Source organism: Actinosynnema sp. NPDC037264, assembly GCF_055603705.1.
The window spans coordinates 37,508-55,498 of the sequence record NZ_JBVJVK010000037.1 but is presented as its reverse complement, the minus strand read 5'-3'; the positions used below and the strand labels follow the sequence as shown (position 1 = coordinate 55,498).

18 protein-coding genes are annotated in these 17,991 nt (G+C 70.9%); 16 read left to right on the top strand and 2 right to left on the bottom strand.

Annotated elements, in window-relative coordinates; translation table 11 throughout:
* Position 1 precedes the first annotated feature (1 nt).
* Entirely contained in the window at positions 2-1,366 is a 1,365-nt protein-coding gene (gene murD / locus ACZ7GX_RS31015) for a UDP-N-acetylmuramoyl-L-alanine--D-glutamate ligase (protein WP_498781757.1), read from the top strand.
* Here murD and ACZ7GX_RS31010 read toward each other — a convergent pair.
* Positions 1,354-1,674, bottom strand: coding sequence for a hypothetical protein (locus ACZ7GX_RS31010; protein ID WP_498781756.1), 321 nt, complete (start codon positions 1,672-1,674; stop codon positions 1,354-1,356). The genes murD and ACZ7GX_RS31010 overlap by 13 nt on opposite strands.
* A gap of 103 nt (positions 1,675-1,777) precedes the next feature.
* Between ACZ7GX_RS31010 and ACZ7GX_RS31005 the strand changes: the two genes are divergently transcribed.
* Entirely contained in the window at positions 1,778-2,623 is an 846-nt protein-coding gene (locus ACZ7GX_RS31005) for a helix-turn-helix domain-containing protein (protein ID WP_498781755.1), read from the top strand.
* Positions 2,624-2,642: 19 nt separating this feature from the next.
* A complete protein-coding gene (locus tag ACZ7GX_RS31000) occupies positions 2,643-2,876 on the top strand; it encodes a DUF397 domain-containing protein (protein WP_498781754.1) in 234 nt (77 codons plus the stop codon).
* Between the two features lie 90 nt (positions 2,877-2,966).
* Here ACZ7GX_RS31000 and ACZ7GX_RS30995 read toward each other — a convergent pair whose 3' ends face one another.
* Positions 2,967-3,455 (bottom strand): hypothetical protein, encoded by a 489-nt coding sequence (locus tag ACZ7GX_RS30995; protein ID WP_498781753.1) that lies wholly within the window; start codon positions 3,453-3,455, stop codon positions 2,967-2,969.
* Positions 3,456-3,580: 125 nt separating this feature from the next.
* Between ACZ7GX_RS30995 and ftsW the strand changes: the two genes are divergently transcribed.
* The 13 genes from ftsW (at position 3,581) to ileS (ending at position 17,988) form a co-directional block, all read left to right on the top strand.
* Positions 3,581-5,029 carry a putative lipid II flippase FtsW gene (ftsW, locus tag ACZ7GX_RS30990; RefSeq protein ID WP_498781752.1) on the top strand — a complete coding sequence of 483 codons (1,449 nt, stop codon included), beginning with the start codon at positions 3,581-3,583 and terminating at the stop codon, positions 5,027-5,029.
* A gap of 42 nt (positions 5,030-5,071) precedes the next feature.
* Positions 5,072-6,175, top strand: coding sequence for an undecaprenyldiphospho-muramoylpentapeptide beta-N-acetylglucosaminyltransferase (gene murG, locus ACZ7GX_RS30985; RefSeq protein ID WP_498781751.1), 1,104 nt, complete (start codon positions 5,072-5,074; stop codon positions 6,173-6,175).
* Positions 6,172-7,569: a UDP-N-acetylmuramate--L-alanine ligase gene (murC, locus tag ACZ7GX_RS30980; RefSeq protein ID WP_498781750.1), complete on the top strand. Its 1,398-nt coding sequence runs from the start codon at positions 6,172-6,174 to the stop codon at positions 7,567-7,569. The genes murG and murC overlap by 4 nt, the downstream gene beginning before the upstream one ends.
* Positions 7,570-7,632: 63 nt before the next feature.
* The gene (locus tag ACZ7GX_RS30975; RefSeq protein WP_498781749.1) at positions 7,633-8,394 is read left to right on the top strand and encodes a cell division protein FtsQ/DivIB; all 762 of its coding nucleotides are present in this window, start codon (positions 7,633-7,635) and stop codon (positions 8,392-8,394) included.
* A 111-nt stretch (positions 8,395-8,505) separates the two neighbouring features.
* Positions 8,506-9,018 (top strand): DinB family protein, encoded by a 513-nt coding sequence (locus tag ACZ7GX_RS30970; RefSeq protein WP_498781748.1) that lies wholly within the window; start codon positions 8,506-8,508, stop codon positions 9,016-9,018.
* Between the two features lie 209 nt (positions 9,019-9,227).
* Positions 9,228-10,568 (top strand): cell division protein FtsZ, encoded by a 1,341-nt coding sequence (ftsZ, locus tag ACZ7GX_RS30965; protein ID WP_498781746.1) that lies wholly within the window; start codon positions 9,228-9,230, stop codon positions 10,566-10,568.
* 187 nt (positions 10,569-10,755) lie between these two features.
* The gene (gene pgeF, locus ACZ7GX_RS30960; RefSeq protein WP_498781744.1) at positions 10,756-11,460 is read left to right on the top strand and encodes a peptidoglycan editing factor PgeF; all 705 of its coding nucleotides are present in this window, start codon (positions 10,756-10,758) and stop codon (positions 11,458-11,460) included.
* Positions 11,457-12,155, top strand: coding sequence for a YggS family pyridoxal phosphate-dependent enzyme (locus tag ACZ7GX_RS30955; RefSeq protein ID WP_498781743.1), 699 nt, complete (start codon positions 11,457-11,459; stop codon positions 12,153-12,155). The genes pgeF and ACZ7GX_RS30955 overlap by 4 nt, the downstream gene beginning before the upstream one ends.
* A 70-nt stretch (positions 12,156-12,225) precedes the next feature.
* Positions 12,226-12,843 (top strand): cell division protein SepF, encoded by a 618-nt coding sequence (locus ACZ7GX_RS30950; RefSeq protein ID WP_498781741.1) that lies wholly within the window; start codon positions 12,226-12,228, stop codon positions 12,841-12,843.
* 20 nt (positions 12,844-12,863) lie between these two features.
* On the top strand, positions 12,864-13,148 hold the full coding sequence (locus tag ACZ7GX_RS30945; protein WP_033437765.1) for a YggT family protein: 285 nt from the start codon (positions 12,864-12,866) through the stop codon (positions 13,146-13,148).
* 45 nt (positions 13,149-13,193) lie between these two features.
* On the top strand, positions 13,194-14,009 hold the full coding sequence (gene wag31 / locus ACZ7GX_RS30940) for a DivIVA-like cell division protein Wag31 (protein WP_106613404.1): 816 nt from the start codon (positions 13,194-13,196) through the stop codon (positions 14,007-14,009).
* Between the two features lie 28 nt (positions 14,010-14,037).
* On the top strand, positions 14,038-14,562 hold the full coding sequence (locus ACZ7GX_RS30935; RefSeq protein WP_498781739.1) for a hypothetical protein: 525 nt from the start codon (positions 14,038-14,040) through the stop codon (positions 14,560-14,562).
* 318 nt (positions 14,563-14,880) lie between these two features.
* Positions 14,881-17,988: an isoleucine--tRNA ligase gene (gene ileS / locus ACZ7GX_RS30930; protein WP_498781737.1), complete on the top strand. Its 3,108-nt coding sequence runs from the start codon at positions 14,881-14,883 to the stop codon at positions 17,986-17,988.
* Positions 17,989-17,991: the final 3 nt, after the last annotated feature.

The window sequence follows — 17,991 nt, the reverse complement described above, 5'->3', positions numbered from 1 at the left end:
GATGGGATTCCTCGCAGGTCGTCACGTCCTCGTGGCCGGCGCCGGGGTGACCGGCCGGTCGGCGGCGGAGGCGTTGCTGGCGGCGGACGCGGTCGTCACCGTCACCGACGGTTCGGCCGACCGCCTCGCCGCGCTGGAACAGCTGCTGCCCGGCGTGACGCTGACGCCCGGCCTGGTCGAGCCGCCCTCGGGGACGGACCTGGTCGTGACCAGCCCGGGGTGGCGTCCGTCCAGCCCGCTGCTGGAGGCGGCGACGTCGGCGGGCATCGAGGTGATCGGCGAGGTCGAGCTGGCCTGGCGGATGGGGCTGGAGCTGGCCGACCCGCCGACGTGGCTGGCCGTGACGGGGACGAACGGCAAGACCACGACCGTCGGGATGCTGGAGTCGATCCTGCGCGCGGCCGGGATCGACGCGGTGGCGTGCGGCAACGTGGGCCTGCCCGTGGTGGACGCCCTGCTGGCCGGGCGCCGGGTGCTGGCGGTGGAGCTGTCGAGCTTCCAGCTGCACTGGTCGCCGTCCGTGCGGCCGTTCGCCGGGGTGCTGCTGAACCTGGCCGAGGACCACCTCGACTGGCACGGCACGTTCGAGGCGTACGCGGAGGCGAAGGCCGGTGTCCTGACCGGTGAGGTCGCCGTCGGCGGGGTGGACGACCCCGTGGTGGCGCGGCTGCTGGCCTCGTCGCCGGCCGCCGCGCACGTCGGGTTCACGCTCTCCTCGCCGGAGGAAGGCCAGCTCGGCGTCCACGACGGGCAGTTGGTCGACCGGGCGTTCGGGCCTGCCGACGAGGTGTTGCTGCCGGTCGCCGACGTCCACCCCGGTGGGCCTCCCGGGATCGCCGACGCCCTGGCGGCGGCGGCGCTGGCCCGTGCGCACGGCGTGTCGGCGGCGGCGGTGGCCCAGGGCCTGCGCGACTTCACGCCGGGGGCGCACCGGGCCGTGCTCGTGGCGACGGTGGACGGGGTTTCGTACGTCAACGACTCGAAGGCCACGAACCCCCACGCGGCGGCGGCGTCGTTGCGGTCGCACGAGAGCGTCGTGTGGTTGGCGGGTGGGCTGCTCAAGGGTGCGTCGGTGGACGAGCTGGTGCGGGATGAAGGTCATCGGTTGCGCGGGGCGGTGCTGATCGGCGCGGACCGCGAGGTGATCGCTTCGGCGCTGGCCCGGCACGCGCCGTCGGTGCCGGTGGTGGTGCTGGACGAGGGCTCCATGGCCGACGCCGTGCACGAGGCCCGTGCGATGGCGAAGCCCGGGGACGCCGTGGTGCTCGCCCCGGCCGCCGCGTCGATGGACATGTTCACCGACTACGCCCATCGCGGGCAGGCGTTCGCCGACGCGGTGGTGGGGCTGGTCGGTCAGCGCGGGTAGATGCTGTCCGGGTCTTTCAGGTAGGTGTGGGCGGCGTCGACCACCGGGCACGGCCACGGCGTGCGCGTGAACCGGCCGTCGAGCCAGGTCGGCGCGCAGCCCAGGCACAGCCCGAAGGCGTCGGCCTGGTGGTTGCCGAGCGTGCCGCGCAGGGCCGCGACCAGGCGCGGGACTTCCGTGCGTGCGATGGCGCGGACCGTGTCGTCGTCGGTTTCGTGCTCGTTGGTCAGCAGTTCGACGGCGTCCAGGTAGCCGAGCATGTCCTGGTCGAGCAGGTGGAAGGCGCGGGCGAGCGCATCGGAGATCATGCGCCCAAAGGTGCTCTTCAGCGGCTTTCGATGCAACACGGCAATGTGCGTATCGGCAGAAGTTCACCCGGTCAGTGGCCCTGTTTCCCGCTAATGTCGCACCATGCCGCAGAACCAAGGCCCTGGAGTCCGGCGGCGCGTCCTGGCGAGCGCGCTGACCCAACTCCGCGAGGAGGCAGGGCTCGACTTCGACGACGTGGTCGAGAACCTGGGCTACTCGAAGTCGAAGATCAGTCGCATCGAGTCGGCGTACACCGGTGTGTCCATAGTGGACACCCGGGCGCTCGCGGAGCTCTACGGGGCCACACCCGAGAAGACGTCCTGGTTGCTGCGGTTGGCGAAGGTCGCCAAGAAGCGCGGCTGGTGGCACGTGTACGGCGATGTCCTGTTCGACTGGTTCTCCGAGTACGTGGTCCTGGAGTCCGAAGCCACGGCGGTCAACATCTTCGAGATCGACCTCATCCCAGGCCTGTTCCAAACCCCGGCCTACTCGTGGTGGTCGATGCGCGCCTACGCACCCGATGCGACGGACGAAGTCATCAACAAGCGCGCTGAGCTGCGCCAGACCCGGCAGCGCCGAGTGGAAGACGGGTCGCTGTCGGTGTGGGCGATTGTCGACGAGGCAGCGCTGCGCCGGGCGGTCGGCGGCCGCGAGGTGCATCTGGAACAGCTGAACCACCTGTCGAAGGTGGTCGAGCGGCCCAATGTGACACTCCAGGTGTTGCCTTTCGGCAAGGGCCAGCACATGGCCATGGGCACCGCGTTCCACCTGTTGAAGTTCGAGGACTTCCCGAGTGTGGTCTACATCGAGAACCTGACCGGCGGCCTCTATTTGGATGAAGAGGCCGAGGTCGAGCGGTATAGCCTGGTGTTGGATCACCTGCGAGCTGCGGCGCTCGACCCACACGAGTCGGTCGCGCTGATCAGGAGGGTGATCGAAGATCTTTAGCTCGCCGAGGGGGAACGCGATGTGGTCGGAGTGGCGGAAGAGCACCCGTAGCAACGGCGGCGGTGCCTGCGTCGAGGTGGCCGTGTGGCGTAAGAGCAGCCGCAGCAACGGCACCGGTGCCTGCGTCGAGGTGGCGGTTTCGGCTGACGCGTTCCGGGTTCGGGACAGCAAGAACACCGCCGGCCCGGCCTTGACGTTCGGCGGCCGGGCCATGGCGATCTTCCTGGCCGGTGTCAAGCGGGACAACGTCTAGCGTTCAGGGTCTAGTCGGTGGGTGGTGCAGTGGCGAACGCGCCACTCCGCGCCCACGGCGGTGGTGCGACCGGGTCGCCCTTCTTCGGGCTCACGCGGTGGTCGCTCCCGGTTCGGGGACGTCACCCGGGTCCTCGCCGTCCTGCTGAAGGATCGCGAGGAGCCGTGGATCGGCGTGGACCTCGGCTGTGTGCTGCCACTCGCTGATGAGCTGCGTGACCGGGGCCGGCGTGCCCAGGGAGTCGGCGGCCTCCAACGTCTCCACGAGTTCCACGACGAACGCCCGCATGTCCTCGCGCGGCAGGAACCGAACCCACGGGAACGCCTTGGGCATCACGTCGGTCACCAGGTCCCGGACGCTTTCGCTGTGCTGCACAAGAGCCACGAAGAGGGCGGTCGTGGTCGAGATGACCTCGCGCACCTCCTCGGCTCTGCTCACGGTGGTGAGCACCAGGTCTTCCTCGTCGCCGCGCCGGTGCACGAGCAGCGTCCGGCTCGGCGACTCCTGGAGCTTGCGGACCGAGTCGGCCGGCTTGTTCGACAGGTCGCTGAAGTTGATCTCGGACGCCGAGATGCCCATAGTTGCAAAGTACTTTGAAACTCGCGGGAGTGCCATCCGGGCCACCGGGCAGTGATCGCGGTCGCGTCGCGCGACACGCGGCCGATTGGCGGCGTTCGCCGGGCCGCGCGGGAGACGATGGGCGCATGACTGCGGTGGACCGGAAGCCGGTGGGGGAGCGACCGCCCAGAGCGCAGCGCAAGCGCGTGGTCGCGGTGCGGACGTCGTTGACCGCTTGGCTCGGCCGTCCGCTGGCGGACTTCCACCTGCTGCTCGCGATCTTCGGCATGCTCACCGTGCTCGGGCTGATCATGGTGCTGTCCGCGTCCGCGCCGGGCGAGGTCGCGGAGGGCGCGTCGGCCTACAGCGTCTTCAAGAAGCAACTGCTGTACGTGGGCGTCGGCGCGATCGTCTTCCTGATCGTCCTGCGCATCCCGCTGCGCACGATCCGGCACGGCAGCACGATGGCGATGCTCGTCTGCGTCATCCTGCTCGTCCTCGTGCTGACCCCGCTCGGCTCGGTCCTGGGCGGCGCGCAGTCGTGGTTCACCATCGGACCCGTCTCGTTCCAACCCATCGAACCCGCGAAGCTCGCCCTCGCGCTCTGGGGCGCGCACGTCCTGGTGACCAAGCGCGCCCTCCTCGACCAGTACCGGCACCTGCTGGTCCCGGTCGTCCCCGTGGCGATGCTGGTGTTCGCGCTGGTGATGCTGCAACCCGACCTCGGCGGCACGATCACGCTGGGTGTCGTGCTGATGAGCCTGCTCTGGTTCGTGGGCGCGCCCATGCGGATCTTCGGGATCATCGCGATCGGCGCGGTGACGGGCGCGTTGGTGCTCGCGCTCGGCTCGGACTACCGGTTCAAGCGCGTGCAGACCTTCCTGAACCCCGCCGCCGACCCGCAGGGCGACGGGCTCCAGGCGTTGCAGGCGCTCTACGCCCTGGCCGAGGGCGGGTTCTTCGGCAAGGGCCTCACCAACGGCAGCTCGAAGTGGCGCTACCTGCCGAACGTGCACAGCGACTTCATCTTCGCCGTGATCGGCGAGGAGCTGGGCTTCATCGGCTGCGTGCTGGTGCTCGGCCTGTTCGTCCTGCTCGCGGTGGTAGGCCTGCGGATCGCGGCGCGCAACACCGACCCGTGGATCCGCATGGTGTCCGCGACGCTGACGGTGTGGCTGGTCGCGCAGGCCGCGATCAACATCGGCTACGTCGTGCAGCTGCTACCGGTCACCGGCATCACGCTGCCGATGATCTCCTCCGGCGGCACGTCGGTCGTCACGACGATGTTCGTGTTCGGCATCCTCGCCAACTGCGCACGTCACGAGCCGGACGCGGTCTCGGCGTTGCGGTCGTTGGGCCCCGGCCGGGTCGGCGGGGTGCTGAAGCTGCCCGCGCCCGTGGTCTACAAGCCGCCGCCGAAGCGGCGCCCGGTGCGGCCGTCACCGCCTCCCCGCGGCCGCAAGGCCGCGCCGCCTCCCGTCGACGAGCGGAGGATGGCCGGTCGTCACGCTCCGCCGTCGGAGTACCGTCGTCGCGAATCCCGAAAGGCCGGCCAGGACCGGGACGCGCGGTCCAGGCGGCGTGACGGGCGTTAGCGGTACCGGACACAGCGGTACACCGACGCGAGGAGGAAATGCGTGACCGGGGTTCCCCAGCAGGCCGGACCGTGCGTGGTGGTCGCCGGAGGCGGCACCGCCGGGCACATCGAGCCAGCCCTGGCCCTGGCCGACGCGGTCATGCGGCTTCGGCCCGACGCGCGGGTCGTCGCGCTCGGCACAGAGCGCGGTCTGGAGAACAGACTCGTGCCGGCCCGCGGCTACCCGCTGGAGCTGATCCCGCCGGTGCCGATGCCGCGCAAGCCGACGCCCGACCTGCTCAAGCTGCCCCTGCGGGTGCGCGGCGCCGTGAAGCACACCCGTGAGGTGCTCGAACGGGTCCGCGCCGACGTCGTGGTGGGCTTCGGCGGCTACGTCGCCCTGCCCGCCTACCTCGCCGCGCGCGGCCGGGTGCCGATCGTGGTGCACGAGGCCAACGCCAAGGCGGGCCTGGCCAACAAGGTCGGTGCGAAGTTCGCCGAACGGGTCGCCGCCGCCGTGCCCGACTCGGGCCTGACCGACGCCGAGATCATCGGCATCCCCCTGCGCTACTCGATCACCTCGCTCAAGCGCGCCGAGCTGCGGCAGCAGGCCCGCGCCCACTTCGGCCTGCACCCGACCGCGCCCACGCTGCTGGTGTTCGGCGGCTCGCAGGGCGCCCGGTCGATCAACAACGCGGTGTCCGGCGCCGCGTCGGCGTTCGCCCAGGCCGGTATCGGGGTGCTGCACGCGCACGGCCCCAAGAACACCGTCGCGGTGCAGTCGGTGCCGGGCGCGCCGCCGTACGTGCCGGTGCCGTACCTGGACCGGATGGACCTCGCCTACGCGGCGGCGGACGCGGTGCTGTGCCGGTCCGGTGCGATGACGGTGGCCGAGGTGTCCGCCGTGGGCCTGCCCGCGGTGTTCGTGCCCCTGCCGATCGGCAACGGCGAGCAGTCGCTCAACGCGAGCGCGGTCGTGGCCGCCGGCGGCGGCCTGCTGGTGCCCGACGAGCAGCTGACGCCGGACTGGATCACGGCGAACGTGGTCCCCCTGGTGTCCGACCGCAACCGGCTGGCCGCGATGACCGCGGCCACGCTGAGCACCGGTCACCGCGAGGCGGACGAGGTGCTGGCCCGCATGGTGCTCGAGGTGGTCAAGAAGTGAGCGACGTCCTGGACCGCGTGCACCTCGTCGGCATCGGCGGGGCGGGCATGAGCGGCATCGCCCGGATCCTCCTCGCCCGCGGGGCCCAGGTGTCCGGCTCGGACGCCAAGGACTCGCGCACCGTGCTCGCGCTGCGCGCGCAGGGCGCGGCGATCGCGGTCGGCCACGCCGGCGCGAACCTCGACCAGCTGCCCGACGGCCCCACGGCGGTCGTGGTGTCCACCGCGATCCGCGAGGACAACCCGGAGCTGGTGGAAGCCCGCGCCCGCGGCACGGTCGTGCTGCGGCGGGCCGAGGCGCTGGCCGCGTTGATGCTCGACCACCGGGTGGCGTGCGTCGCCGGCACGCACGGCAAGACGTCGACCACGTCCATGCTCACGGTCGCGCTGCAGCACTGCCGGATGGACCCGTCGTTCGCGATCGGCGGCGACCTCAACGAGTCCGGCGCGAACGCGCACCAGGGCGCCGGCGGCGTGTTCGTCGCCGAGGCCGACGAGAGCGACGGCTCGTTCCTCTACTTCTCGCCGTCGGTCGCGGTCGTGACCAACGTCGAGGCCGACCACCTCGACCACCACGGCACCGTCGAGGCGTACGTGGCGGTGTTCGACTCGTTCCTGGAGCGCATCACGCCCGACGGCGTGCTGATCGCGTGCGCGGACGACCCGGGCTCGGCGGCGCTGGCCGAACGGGCCGCCAAGCTCGGCATCCGGGTCCGCACCTACGGCCGCACGGCCACCGGCGACGGCTCGGTCCGCATGCTCGACTACCGGCCCGCCGACTCCGGCGGCGTCGCCAGGGTCGAGCTGGACGGCGAGGTCGTGGACGTGCGCGTGGCCGTGCCGGGCGAGCACATGGCGGGCAACGCCATCGCCGCCCTGATCGCCGCGCTGGAGCTGGGCGCGGACCGCCAGGGCGTGCTGATCGGGCTGGCCGCGTTCGGCGGCGTCCGGCGGCGGTTCGAGTTCAAGGGCCAGGCCAGGGGGGTGCGGGTCTACGACGACTACGCCCACCACCCCACCGAGGTCGCCGCCCAGATCGCCGCCGCCCGGCCGGTCGCGGGCGACGGCAAGCTGGTCGTGGTGTTCCAGCCGCACCTGTACTCGCGGACGCGGCTGTTCGCCGAGGAGTTCGCCGCCGCGCTCGGCGCCGCCGACGGCGTCGTCGTGCTCGACGTCTACGGCGCGCGGGAGGAGCCGGAGCCCGGCGTCACCGGCGCGCTGGTCTCGGGCCTGGTGCCGCTCGACGTCGGCAAGGTGGTCTACGAGCCGTCGTTCGACCGGGTGCCCGCGCTGGTCGCGAGCATGGTCGGCGAGGGCGACCTGGTGGTGACCATGGGCGCGGGCGACGTGACCATGCTCGGGCCGGAGATCGTCGGCGAGCTGGACCGGGCATGAGCGGGCTCGCGAGCGCGGCGCCCGGCGCCCCGGTCCCGTCGTCGGGCGCGGGCGAGGCGTGACATGAGCACACAGGCGGCGCGTCGTCGTCCGGGCGCTTCCTCCGGCCCGGGTTCCCGGCCGCCGGCGCGCCGTCGTCCCACCCGACGTCCGACGCGGGCCGAGCTGTACCGGCGCAAGGTGGTCCGCCGCCGCGTCGGCGCGATCCTCGCGATGCTCGTGGTGACCGTCGTCGTCTGCACGGTCTGGTTCACGCCCGCGCTCGGCGTCCGCGAGGTCGAGGTGCGCGGCGTGGCCAACCTGACCGGCGACGAGGTCCGCACGGCCGCCGCGATCGAGCCGGGCACGCCCCTGGTGCGGCTGGACGTCGACGCGGTCGCCGCCCGGGTCCGGGAACTGCCGCGCGTGGCCGGTGTCGAGGTCGAGCGGGTCGTGCCCGGCACCGTGCGGCTCACCGTGGACGAGCGGGAACCGGTCGCGGTGGTCATCGCGCCCGACGGCGCGCACCTGGTCGACGTGACCGGCAAGGACTACGCGACCGTCGTGCAGCCGCCGGCCGGCCTGCCGGAGCTGAAGGTGTCCGCGGACGCGGTCGCCGCGGCGGTGTCCGTGCTCACGCAGGTGCCCGGGGCGTTGCGGGAGGACGTGCTCAGCGTCACCGCGGACTCGCCTTCGGACATCCGGCTGATGCTGAGCGGCAGCCGTGAGGCCCGCTGGGGCTCGTCCGCCGACACCGTGCGCAAGGCCGCCGTGCTCGACGTGCTGATGACCCGCAAGGGCACCGTGTTCGACGTGTCCAGCCCCGAACTGCCCACGGTGTCGTGAACCCGGTCCCGGGAACGGGGCCGGTAAACCCGGTCACGTGGTGAAACCCGCCACACGAGGTATCCGGGAAAGTCGATCGTCCGGGCGTGGTCGCGCGGTGATACTTCCGGTATGACGCAGACGCCGGTGGACAACCGGATCGAACTCCCGTACACCGGCGACGAACGCGCCCTGCTGTCGGGTTTCCTCGACTTCCTGCGCGGGACGATCGAGTTCAAGTGCGCCGGGCTGTCCGACGACGACGCCGCGCGATCGGTGCTCCCGTCGCAGCTCAACACGGCCGCGGGCATCGTCAAGCACCTGCGGTGGGTCGAGCACTACTGGTTCGAGGTGGCGCTGGCCGGCCGGCCTTCGCGCGCCCCCTACACCCGCGAGGACCCGGACGCCGATTGGCGCATCGAGCCGGGCGAGACGATCTCGGGATTGATCGCCGACTACGCTGAGCAGTGCACGGCGAGTCGGGAACTCGTCGCGGGCCTCGACCTCGACCACGAGGTGGCGTTCCGCGGCGACAAGCGGCTTTCGGTGCGCTGGGTGCTGATCCACATGATCGAGGAAACGGGTCGGCACGCGGGGCACCTGGACGTGGTGCGGGAACTGCTCGACGGGGTGACCGGCGAGTAGAGACCGCTCACCCGGTCAGGACACAACACGGCGTGGCTGCTGGACCGAGGCATTCGCGATGCATAACGTCCAGCAGGAACATACGGGGTTGACATAACTCTGAACCTCTGGTTGAGAGTTTCAATCCGGGTGGAGATCCGTCCGGGCTGTGACACCGGTGGTCATCCACTCCAGCACATGAGCACGGACACGATCAGGAAGGCGGACCGATGACGCCCCCGCACAACTACCTCGCGGTGATAAAGGTCGTCGGCATCGGCGGTGGCGGTGTCAACGCCGTCAACCGCATGATCGAGGTCGGGCTCAAGGGCGTCGAGTTCATCGCGGTGAACACCGACGCCCAGGCGCTGCTCATGTCGGATGCCGACGTGAAGCTCGACATCGGCCGCGAACTCACCCGCGGCCTCGGTGCAGGCGCCAACCCCGAAGTCGGCCACAAGGCCGCCGAAGACCACCGCGAGGAGATCGAGGAAGTCCTCAAGGGCGCGGACATGGTGTTCGTGACCGCCGGCGAGGGCGGTGGCACGGGCACCGGTGGCGCGCCCGTGGTCGCCTCGATCGCCCGCAAGCTCGGCGCGCTGACCATCGGTGTGGTCACGCGACCGTTCTCGTTCGAGGGCAAGCGCCGCGCCAAGCAGGCCGAGGAAGGCATCCAGGCCCTGCGCAACGAGTGCGACACCCTCATCGTGATCCCGAACGACCGGCTGCTGCAGCTCGGCGACATCGGCGTCTCGCTGATGGACGCGTTCCGCTCCGCGGACGAGGTGCTGCTGTCCGGTGTCCAGGGCATCACCGACCTGATCACCACGCCCGGTCTGATCAACCTGGACTTCGCCGACGTCAAGTCGGTCATGTCCGGCGCGGGCAGCGCGTTGATGGGCATCGGCTCGGCCCGAGGCGAGGGCCGAGCGGTCCAAGCCGCCCAGAAGGCGATCAACTCGCCGTTGCTGGAAGCCTCGATGGAGGGCGCGCACGGCGTGCTGCTCTCGATCGCCGGTGGCAGCGACCTCGGGCTGTTCGAGATCAACGAGTCGGCTTCGCTGGTGCAGGAAGCCGCGCACCCCGACGCGAACATCATCTTCGGCACGGTCATCGACGACTCGCTCGGTGACGAGGTCCGGGTGACGGTGATCGCGGCGGGTTTTGACAGTGGCGGGCCGACGCACAAGAAGCTGGAGCCGCAGGCTCTGTCCAGCCCGCCGCGTGGCACGCCCGTGGCCTCGGCCGCCGCGGGTCAGGTGAACCACAACCCGCAGCCGCAGCCGGTGCCGCAGGTCCAGCAACCGCCGCCCGTGCACCAGCACCAGCCGCAGCCGCAGCCCGTGCAGCAGGTGGAGCAGCCGGTGCCGCCGCGGCCGACCGTGCCGCAGCAGCCGCAGTCCGGCCAGGGCAACGGCCAGTCCCCGTACGCCGCGCCGCAGCCGACCATGCCGAGGTCGCTGTCGCCGGGCGTGCCGGGGAGCACCAGCGGGTCGTTGCCGAACCGGGCCGTGCCGGTGACGGACGACCCCGACGACGAGGTCGACGTGCCGCCGTTCATGCGTCGCTGACCTCGCGAGTCGAACACTCAGGACCCCCGAGTTCAACGCTCAGGACGGCCGATCGGCCGTCGAGAGCGTCGGACCCGGGGGTTTTGCGCGTTCGACACGCCCGACCTGAACGGCGAATTCCGAGGTCCCGGAGGCTCGACTCGCGGGACCCGGGAGTTCGGCACGCGGGGTCTGGGAAGCTTGGGTGGTGCGCATCCGTCGTGTCCTGACCACCCGCGAAGGCGGCGTGTCGAAACCCCCCTACGACTCCTTCAACCTCGGCGACCACGTCGGTGACGACCCGGCGGCCGTCGAGGCCAACCGGCAGCGGCTCGCCGAGGGGATCGGGCTCGAACCGGACCGGCTGGTCTGGATGGAGCAGGTGCACGGCCGCACGGTCGGCGTCGTGGACGGGCCGGTGAGCGAGCCGCTGGAGGCCACCGACGCCGTCGTCACGAGCCAGGAGCGGCTCGGCCTGGTCGTGCTGACCGCCGACTGCGTGCCGGTGCTGCTCGGCGACCCCGAGGCGGGCGTGATCGCCGCCGTCCACGCCGGACGCGTCGGCGCACGGGTCGGCGTCGTCCCGGCGACCCTGGACCGCATGGTCGAGCTGGGCGCGCGGGTGGACCGCGTCGAGGTCCTGCTCGGCCCGGCGGTCTGCGGCCAGTGCTACGAGGTGCCCGCCGCGATGCGCGACGACGTCGAGAAGCACCTGCCCGGCAGCGCGTCCAAGACCCGCGCCGGCAAGCCCGCCCTGGACCTGCGCGCGGGCCTCTGGCAGCAGCTCGCCGACGCGGGCGTGGGCCGGATCGGGGTCGACCCGCGCTGCACGGTCGAGGAGAAGTCCCTGTTCAGCCACCGCCGCGACCCGGGGACGGGACGGCTGGCGGGCGTCGTCTGGATGGAGCCGTGAACCGGCGCGAGGAGCTGGCCCTGTCACTCGCGGAGGTCAGGGAACGCATCGCCAAGGCGTGCGCGGCCGTCGGAAGATCACCCGATGAGGTCGACTTGCTGGCCGTCACGAAGACCTTCCCGGCGCAGGACGTGGCCATCCTGAGCGACCTCGGCCTCACCGCCTTCGCCGAGAACCGCGACCAGGAGGCGAGCCGCAAGACCGCCGAGTTCGCCGAACTGCGCCCGGACGCCGCGGCGAAGTGGCACATGGTCGGCTCGCTCCAGCGGAACAAGGCCAAGTCCGTCCTCCGCTGGGCCGACCGGATCGACACCGTCGACTCGGTCCGGCTCGCCGACGCCATCGCCAAGGCCGCGACCGAGCCGACCGAGGTGCTGGTCCAGGTCAGCATCGACGGTGACGAGACCCGCGGCGGTCACCCGATCGGTGACCTTCCGCGACTGGCCGATCACGTAGCACGTTCAGGTGAACTTATTTTTCGAGGTGTGATGACCGTCGCACCCCTCGGGATGTCTCCACAGCAGGCGTTTGCCGCTCTATACGAAGCGGTAACCCGCTTGCGGGTCGATCATCCCGATGCCACCGTGATCTCGGCGGGGATGAGCGGTGACCTGGAGGATGCGATAGCGCACGGTTCCACGTGCGTGCGTGTCGGAACAGCGTTGCTGGGCAGCCGGAGACTAGCCTCGCCGTAACTGTCTGGAACCTCTGGGACGGCCGCGACGTCCTTCGGGTAGGGATCTCGGCGGAGGAAGGGCTCGAGCCATGAGCGGGTTTCACAAGCTGAAGGCCTACTTCGGGATGGTTCCCGCCGAGTACGCCGACGACCCGGCCGCCTACGACGACGACCGGCGCTACGCGGACTACCGGTCCGACTACGCCGACCCGGAAGAGTACGAGACCTACCCGGAGCAGCGCACCGCCCGTCGCCGCTCGTTCAACGGCTACCGCGCCGAGCTGGACGACGGGGACGACTTCGAGCCGGAGCGCGGCGCCCGCCCGCGTCGGCCGTGGAGCCCGGACACGCACGGCGCACTGGCCGTGGAGCCGCAGCGCGAGCCCGTGGGCAGGCTGCGGCCCGCCCCGGAGCCCGCCGGCAACCCGCTCGCCCGCATCACCACGCTGCATCCGCGCAGCTACAACGAGGCGCGGACGATCGGGGAGCACTACCGCGACGGCACGCCGGTGATCATGAACCTCACCGACATGAACGACGCGGACGCCAAGCGGCTGGTCGACTTCGCGGCCGGTCTGGCGTTCGCGCTGCGCGGCTCGATCGACAAGGTCACCAACAAGGTGTTCCTTCTCTCACCCCCGAACATCGACGTCACAGCGGAGGACCGCAGGCGACTCGCGGAGGGCGGGTTCCTCAACCAGGGCTGAGTGGTGGCACAGTTGAGCATGTGGATGCCCTCTGGCTCGTGGTCTACTACGTGTTGTTCTCGTTCTGGCTGCTGCTCACGGCGCGTGTCGTCGTGGAGCTCGTCCGTAGTTTCGCCAGGGGATGGCGGCCTGCGGGCGGGGTCGCGGTGGCGCTTGAGACCGTCTACACCGTGACCGATCCTCCGGTCCGCTTGCTGCGTCGGATCATCCCGACGGTGCGGATCGGCGGCATCGGTCTGGACTTGTCCATTATTGTGCTGTTGCTGGTCGTTATCATTCTGATGCGAGTAGCCGATCCCAGGTGAGGGGACCAGGGATGTCCACAGCCCAGGAGTGCGTGAGGTGATCTGATGCCGTTGACCCCCGCGGACGTGCACAACGTCGCGTTCAGCAAGCCGCCGATTGGCAAGCGGGGCTACAACGAGGACGAGGTGGACGCGTTCCTCGACCTGGTTGAGGGCGAACTGGCCCGCCTGATCGAGGAGAACAACGACCTGCGCCAGCAGGTCGAGCAGCTCGACCAGCAGGTCGAGACCGCGCGTGCCGACCTCGAAGACGCCCGGGCGAAGGTTGCCGCGGGCGTCGGCCCGAGCCGCGTCGTGGACGAGCCCCGCAGGCTCGCTCCGGTGCCGCCCCCTTCGGCGCTGGAGCAGACATCGCCCGGCGGTGGTGGTGACCACCACGTCCAGGCCGCCAAGGTGCTCGGCCTGGCCCAGGAGATGGCCGACCGGCTCACCGGCGAGGCCAAGGCCGAGGCCGACGGGATGCTGTCGGAGGCCAGGACCAAGTCGGAGCAGTTGTTGTCCGAGGCGCGGTCCAAGGCCGACACGATGGTCAACGAGGCGCGCACGCGTGCCGAGACCATGCTGAACGACGCGCGGACCCGCGCCGAGACGTTGGAGCGGCAGGCCCGTGAGAAGGCCAGCGCGCTCGACCGCGACGCGCAGCGCAAGCACGCCGAGGTGATGGGCAACATCACCCAGGAGAAGAACACGCTCGAGAAGCAGATCGACAAGCTGCAGACCTTCGAGCGCGAGTACCGCACGAGGCTCAAGACGATGCTCGAGTCGTCGCTGCGCGACCTGCAGGACCGCGGCCCCGCCGCGCCGTCCGACGGCCGTCAGCAGGGTGGGTACTCGTTCGGGGCGCGCGCCGAAGCCGGCTGATCGGCGTTGCTGATCTAGTCTGCTCGACGTGCTCTACACAGTCCTGCTGTTGGTGCTGGCAGCCCTGGGGTTGCTCGTGCCCGCGCTCACCAGCGCCCAGACGCACTGGGCCTGGTTGTCCGTGGGTGCGAGCGGGGCCGCTGCCGTGGTCCTGGTGCTCGACTGGTGGCTTCGCCGCCGGTCGGGCCCCCAGGCTGCCGGCGCCGCAGTTGTTGATCACCAGGTTAGCGCCGGCGATCAACACGAGGTGCCGCGGGGCACCGAGGGCGAAACCCCGGAAAGTCCACCCGATCAGGCACATCTCGAACCTGGCGAGGAGGACACGGACGCGGCCGACGCCTTGATCGTGAGCGAGCTCACGGACGAGGTGCGGGTGCTGGACGAGCGTCCTCGCTACCACCTCGCCGACTGCTCCTGGCTCGCCTCACGGGCGTCGCTGGGCCTGCCGGTCGACGAGGCGCGCCAACTGGGCTTCACGCCGTGCGCGGTGTGCCGCCCGGACGCCGGCCTCGCCGCCCGCAAGCGGACCGCGGACCGGTCGGAAGCCGACTGAGTCCCGCTGCACGGGATCGCGTGCGCGGAGGACGCCCCTGCTCGGCAACGGGTCGGGAGGCCCTTCCGAGGGGAACGGCTCAAAGTGGTTTGCGCGGTTCGGCTACCCTGGGTGGCAGCACGGCGTTGATCCGGCCATCACCGGGGAGCCTCCGGAAGAACGGGCGCGAGCCCCAGTAGAACCGGACGGGAGCGGCCCGTCACAGCCGTCGAAGAGAGGCCAGTGCCTTCGCGCCCTGGCAAGCGGGGTGGTACCGCGGTGCGCCTGACCGGCGTGTCGTCCCCGTGAGCCGGTTGGACGCACGCGAGGAGCAGCACGATGGCCTACCCGAAGGCAGGCGAGGGTTCCGTTCCCTCCCAGCCGTCCTTCCCCGCCCTCGAGGAGGGTGTCCTCGACTTCTGGAAGTCCGACCGGACGTTCCAGGCCTCGATCGACGCCCGCCCGGCCGGGGAGAACGGGGCGAACGAGTTCGTCTTCTACGACGGCCCGCCGTTCGCCAACGGCCTGCCGCACTACGGCCACCTGCTCACCGGCTACGTCAAGGACGTCGTCCCGCGCTACCAGACCATGCGCGGCAAGCACGTCGAGCGCCGCTTCGGCTGGGACACCCACGGCCTGCCCGCCGAGGTGGAGGCGGAGAAGCAGCTCGGGTTCTCGTCCAAGAGCGAGATCGAGGCGTTCGGGATCGAGAAGTTCAACGAGGCCTGCCGCACCTCGGTGCTCCGCTACACCGGCCAGTGGCGCGACTACGTGACCCGGCAGGCCCGCTGGGTGGACTTCGACAACGACTACAAGACCCTCGACCTGGACTACATGGAAAGCGTCATGTGGGCCTTCAAGACCCTGTGGGACAAGGGCCTGGTCTACGAGGGCTTCCGGGTGCTCTGGTACTGCTGGCGCTGCGAGACGCCGCTGTCCAACACCGAGACCAAGATGGACGACACCTACCGGGACCGGCAGGACCCGGCGGTGACCGTCGGCCTGCGCCTGGAGACCGGCGAGCTGGCCCTGGTCTGGACGACCACGCCGTGGACGCTGCCGTCGAACCTGGCCGCCGCCGTGCACCCGGACGTCGACTACGTGACCGTCGAGGCGAACGGCGAGCGCTACCTGCTCGCCGAGGCCCGCGTGCCCGCGTACGCCCGCGAGCTGGGCGAGGAGCCGCCGGTCGTGGCCCGGTACAAGGGCGCCGACCTGGTGGGGCGCAAGTACGCGCCGCCGTTCGACTTCTTCGTCGGCCGGGAGAACGCGCACCAGGTGCTGGCCGCCGACTACGTCACCACCGAGGACGGCACGGGCATGGTGCACATCGCGCCCGCGTTCGGTGAGGAGGACAAGGCCGTCACCGACGCGGCGGGCATCGAGGTCGTCGTGCCGGTCGACGCGCACGGCCGGTTCACCGCCGAGGTGCCGCCGTACGAGGGGCTGCAGGTCTTCGAGGCCAACAAGCCGATCATCCGCGACCTGAAGGAAGCGGGCCTGCTGCTGCGGCACGAGACCTACGACCACCCGTACCCGCACTGCTGGCGGTGCGACAACGCGCTGATCCAGCGCGCCGTGTCGTCGTGGTTCGTCGCGGTCTCGCGGTTCAAGGACCGCATGGTCGAGTTGAACCAGCAGATCAACTGGGTGCCCGAGCACATCAAGGACGGCCAGTTCGGCAAGTGGCTGGAGAACGCCCGCGACTGGAACATCTCCCGCAACCGGTTCTGGGGCTCGCCGATCCCGGTGTGGGTGTCGGACGACCCGGCGTACCCGCGGGTGGACGTCTACGGCTCGCTGGACGAGCTGGAGCGCGACTTCGGCGTGCGCCCGACCGACCTGCACCGGCCCACGATCGACGACCTGACCCGGCCGAACCCGGACGACCCGTCCGGGAAGTCCGTGATGCGGCGGGTGCCGGAGGTGCTGGACTGCTGGTTCGAGTCCGGCTCGATGTCGTTCGCCCAGGTCCACTACCCGTTCGAGAACGCGCAGTGGTTCGAGGACCACTACCCGGGCGACTTCATCGTCGAGTACAACGGCCAGACGCGCGGCTGGTTCTACACCATGCACGTGCTGGCCACGGCGCTGTTCGACCGGCCCGCGTTCCGCAACTGCGTGGCGCACGGGATCGTGCTGGGCGACGACGGGCAGAAGATGTCCAAGTCGCGCCAGAACTACCCGGACGTCAACGAGGTGTTCCACCGCGACGGCTCGGACGCCATGCGCTGGTTCCTGATGGCGTCGCCGATCCTGCGCGGCGGCGACCTGGTGGTGACCGAGCGCGGCATCCGCGACGCGGTGCGGCAGGCCGTGCTGCCGCTGTGGAACTCCTGGTACTTCCTGGCCCTGTACGCCAACGCGGACGGGGTCGAGGGGCAGTGGCGGACGTCGTCGGAGCACGTGCTGGACCGGTACGTGCTGGCGAAGACGCACGACCTGGTGGCCGGGGTGACGGCGCAGCTGGACGTGTACGACATCTCGGGCGCGTGCGCCTCGATCCGGGAGTTCCTGGAGGTGCTGACCAACTGGTACGTGCGGCGTTCGCGCGACCGGTTCTGGTCCGGCGACCAGGACGCGATCGACACGCTGCACACCGTGCTGGAGGTCGTGTGCCGCGTGGCGGCGCCGCTGCTGCCGCTGACCGCGGAGTCGGTGTGGCGCGGGTTGACCGGCGGCCGGTCGGTGCACCTGGCCGACTACCCGTCGGCGGCGGACCTGCCCGCGGACGACGCCCTGGTGGCCGCGATGGACCAGGTGCGGCAGGTGGCGTCCACGGCGTTGTCGCTGCGGAAGTCGAACAAGCTGCGGGTGCGGTTGCCGTTGGCGAAGCTCGTGATCGCCTCGGGCGAGGTGGCGCAGCTGGAGGCGTTCACCGGGATCCTGCGGGACGAGGTGAACGTCAAGGAGGTCGAGCTCACCACGGACGTGGACGCGCACGGCCACTTCCAGCTGGCGGTCAACGCGCGTGCCGCCGGTCCCCGCCTCGGGCCGGACGTGCAGAAGGTCATCAAGGCCGTCAAGGCGGGTGACTGGCAGGAGGTGGACGGTCGCGTCGTGGCCGCCGGGATCGAGCTGTTCCCGGAGGAGTACGAGCAGCGGCTGGTCGCCACCGACCAGGGCGCGACGGCGGCGCTGCCGAACAGCGGCGGGCTGGTCGTGCTGGACACCGCGGTGACGGAGGACCTGGCGGCCGAGGGCGTGGCCCGCGACCTGGTGCGCGTGGTGCAGCAGGCGCGCAAGGACGCCGGGCTGGACGTGTCGGACCGGATCGCGCTGACGGTGCAGCTGCCGGCGGCGGTGGCGGACGCGGTGCGCCGGTTCGAGGCGTTCGTGAAGGAGGAGACGCTCGCCGAGTCGGTCGAGCACGGCGAGGTCGCCGAGGGCTCGGACGGCGTGGTCGGCGAGGGCCAGAAGGTCCGGGTCGCGGTCGTCCGCGCCTGACCC